Origin of the sequence: Ideonella azotifigens (assembly GCF_006519715.1) — a bacterium.
GTDB classification, from domain to species: domain Bacteria; phylum Pseudomonadota; class Gammaproteobacteria; order Burkholderiales; family Burkholderiaceae_C; genus Ideonella; species Ideonella azotifigens.
Genome location: NZ_VIDT01000583.1, coordinates 1 through 3,494, shown reverse-complemented (window position 1 = coordinate 3,494; position 3,494 = coordinate 1). Strand labels below are relative to the sequence as shown.

The following is a 3,494-nucleotide window of genomic DNA, read 5'->3' as shown; positions in this document are numbered from 1 at the left end:
GCCCACCGGCATCCAGACCAGCGGCACCAGCAGCGGTCAGAGCAGCGTGGCGAGCACGCCTGTCTCGGCTTCGGCCGGGCCGTCCACCGGCGGCCAGATCCAGGCCGACCCGTCGACCAACTCGCTGATCATCTCGGCGCCCGAAGCCGTCTACCGCCAGATGCGCCAGGTCATCGACCAGCTCGACACGCGCCGCGCGCAGATCTATGTCGAGACCATGATCGTCAAGGTCGACGCCGCCAAGGCTGCCGAGTTCGGCATCCAGTGGCAAGGCGTGATCGGCAGCACCAAGAACAACACCATTGGCTACGCCGGCACCAACTACGGCAATGGCGGCAACAACCTGCTGAACCTGACGCTGGCCCAGGTGGCGGGCTCTGCCGCGACGACGACCGCTGCCAGCAGCGGCACCTCCACGGTGCCGGGCCAGGGCCTGAACCTGGGCATCCTGAACAGGATCAACGGCGTCTTCACGCTGGGCGCGCTGGCGCGCTTCCTGGAGAGCAACACCGGCGCCAACGTGCTGTCCACGCCCAACCTGGTGGCGCTGGACAACGAGGAAGCCAAGATCGTGATCGGCTCGAACGTGCCCTTCACCACCGGCAGCTTCACCAACACCGGCACCGGCAATGGCGCGGTCAACCCGTTCCAGACCATCGAGCGCAAGGACGTCGGCATCACGCTGAAGATCAAGAGCCAGATCGGTGAAAACGGCACCGTGCGCATGACGATCTACCAGGAGAGCAGCTCGCTGCGCCAGGATGGCTCGCAGATCACCGACAAGAGCTCGATCGAGAGCACCGTGGTGGTGGACGATGGTCAGACCATGGTGCTGGGCGGTCTGCTGAAGGACGAATACGGCGACTCCGAAGGCCGCGTGCCGGGCCTGGCCAGCATCCCGTGGGTGGGCAACCTGTTCCGCAACGAATCGCGCACCCGCACCAAGAGCAACCTGATGCTGTTCCTGCGCCCTGTCGTGCTGCGCACGCCGGGCGCTGCCGACGCCGTCACCGTGGACCGCTACGATGCGATTCGCGCGCTGCAGCAGAACAGCCAGCCCAACCCGGACTTCATCGCGCCGATCACCGACTCGCCCATCATCCCGCAGCGCATGCCGGGCAGCGGCGCGCCGGCCTCGCCGATCACCACGCCGCCGAATCCGCCCGAAGGCCCGAACGCGCCCGCCGCGCCGGCCCCTTCCAGCAACTGAGCGCAGACCAGGCACCTGACATGGCCCAACGCCACCCCCTGCCCTACGGCTTTGCCAAGGCCAACACGCTGCTGCTGGAAGACGATGGCGGCCAGTTGCTGCTGCGTTTTGCCGACAGCACGCCGCGCAGTGCCTTGACCGAGGTGCTGCGCCTGTATTCGGTCGACCAGCTGGAACACGAAGACAGCGCCGCCCTGGCCCAGCGCCTGGCCGAGGCCTACTCGGGCGGCGAAGGCAGCGCCGCTTCGGTGATCGGCGAAGTCGAAAGCGCGGTCGACCTCTCGCGCATGATGCAGGAGCTGCCGGCGGTCGAAGACCTGCTGGAAGCCGCCAACGACGCGCCCATCATCCGCATGCTCAACGCGCTGCTGACGCAGGCCGCGAAGGACGGCGCGAGCGACATCCACATCGAGCCCTACGAGCGCAGCTCCAGCGTGCGCTTCCGCGTGGACGGCACGCTGCGCGAAGTCGTGCAGCCGAACAAGGCGCTGCACGCGGCGCTGATCTCGCGCCTGAAGATCATGGCCGAGCTGGACATTGCCGAGAAGCGCCTGCCGCAGGACGGCCGCATCTCGCTGCGCATTGGTGGCCGGGCGATCGACGTGCGGGTTTCGACCCTGCCTTCGGCCCACGGCGAACGTGCGGTGCTGCGCCTGCTGGACAAGAGCGAGTCCAAGTTCACGCTGGAAGGCCTGGGCATGGACGGCGACGTGCTCGCCGCGTTCGACCGCCAGGTCCACCAGCCGCACGGCATCGTGCTGGTCACCGGCCCGACCGGCTCCGGCAAGACGACCACGCTGTACGCGTCCCTCGGCCGGCTCGACACCGCCACCACCAACATCCTGACGGTGGAAGACCCGGTCGAATACGAGCTGGCCGGCATCGGCCAGACGCAGGTCAACGCGAAGATCGACCTGACCTTCGCCAAGGCCTTGCGCGCCATCCTGCGGCAGGACCCGGACGTCATCATGATCGGCGAAATCCGCGACTTCGAGACCGCGCAGATCGCCATCCAGGCCTCGCTGACCGGCCACCTGGTGCTGGCCACGCTGCACACCAATGACGCGCCCTCGGCCGTGACCCGGCTGATCGACATGGGCGTCGAGCCCTTCCTGCTGAGCTCCTCGCTGCTGGCGGTGCAGGCCCAGCGCCTGGTGCGCAAGCTCTGCCCGGTCTGCCGCAAGCAGGACGGCGAAGGCCGCTGGCACCCCGTCGGTTGCCCCGCCTGCAGCATGAGCGGCTACAAGGGCCGCACCGGCGTCTACGAACTGATGGTGGTGGACGACAAGGTGCAGGCGCTGATCCACAACCAGGCCGCCGAGAGCGAGATCATCGAAGCCGCCCGCCTCAACGGCCTGCGCTCGATGCGCGAGGACGGCGAACGGCTGGTCGCCGCCGGCATCACGTCACTGGAAGAAGTTCTCCGCGTCACCCGGGAATGAGTTAGTCCATGCCCGCCTTCAAGTACGAAGCCCTCAACGCCGCCGGCAAGCAGGTCAACGGCCTGGTCGAGGCTGACCATGCCAAGTCCGCGCGGGCGGCCGTGCGCGGCCAGGGCCTGGTGCCCTTGACCGTCACGCTGGTGGCCATGGTCGAGGCTTCGACCGGCAACAGCGTCAAGTTCAACCGCCGGGCCTTCAGCAAGAGCGGGCTGACGGTCTGGACCCGGCAGCTGGCCGGCCTGGTCTCGTCCGGCCTGCCGCTGGAACGGGCCTTGACGGCGCTGGCCGACGAATCCGAAGAGCCGCGCCAGCGCGAGCTCATCGCCCACCTGAAGAGCGAAGTCAACGGCGGCAGCCCGTTCGCCCGCGCACTGGCCTCGGCACCGCGCGAGTTCGACGACGTGTACCGTGCGGTGGTCGCCGCAGGCGAGCAGAGCGGCGCACTCGGCGGCGTGCTGGAGCGCCTGGCCGATGACCTGGAGGAACGCCAAGCGCTGCGCAGCAAGCTGATCGGCGCGATGCTGTACCCGGCCATCGTCTCGCTGATCGCGGTCGTCATCGTCACCTTCCTGGTCACCTATGTGGTGCCGCAGGTGGCTTCGGTGTTTGTCAACGGCAAGCACGCCCTGCCCATCCTGACGGTCATCATGCTCGCCGTGAGTGCCTTCGTGCGCAACTACGGCCTCTACTTCGTCGCGGTGATGACCGTGGGCGTGGTGCTGCTGCTGCGTGCGCTGCGCAACGAAGCCTTCCGCCAGCGCTTCGACGCCGGCATGCTGAACGTGCCCTTGATCGGCCGGCTCACGCGCGGCTACAACGCCGCCCGCTTCGCCGGCACGCTG

General features: G+C 68.1%; 3 protein-coding genes. All 3 read left to right on the top strand.

The window, feature by feature from the left end; genetic code table 11:
* Nucleotides 1-1,210 (top strand): type II secretion system protein GspD (locus tag FKP22_RS24450; RefSeq protein WP_310733370.1); only part of this gene is annotated, 1,210 nt, incomplete at its 5' end.
* Nucleotides 1,211-1,230: 20 nt separating this feature from the next.
* Complete coding sequence (gene gspE / locus FKP22_RS24445) at nt 1,231-2,652, top strand: type II secretion system ATPase GspE (RefSeq protein ID WP_141290264.1); 1,422 nt, start codon at nt 1,231-1,233, stop codon at nt 2,650-2,652.
* An 8-nt stretch (nt 2,653-2,660) separates the two neighbouring features.
* Nucleotides 2,661-3,494, top strand: an 834-nt coding sequence (locus tag FKP22_RS24440; protein ID WP_141290263.1) for a type II secretion system F family protein, incomplete at its 3' end; no start/stop codon positions are given.

What these genes read in the sequence shown, in the direction of transcription:
- gspE (WP_141290264.1), top strand. Translation starts at nt 1,231, where the DNA reads ATGGCCCAACGCCACCCCCTGCCCTACGGCTTTGCCAAGGCCAACACG.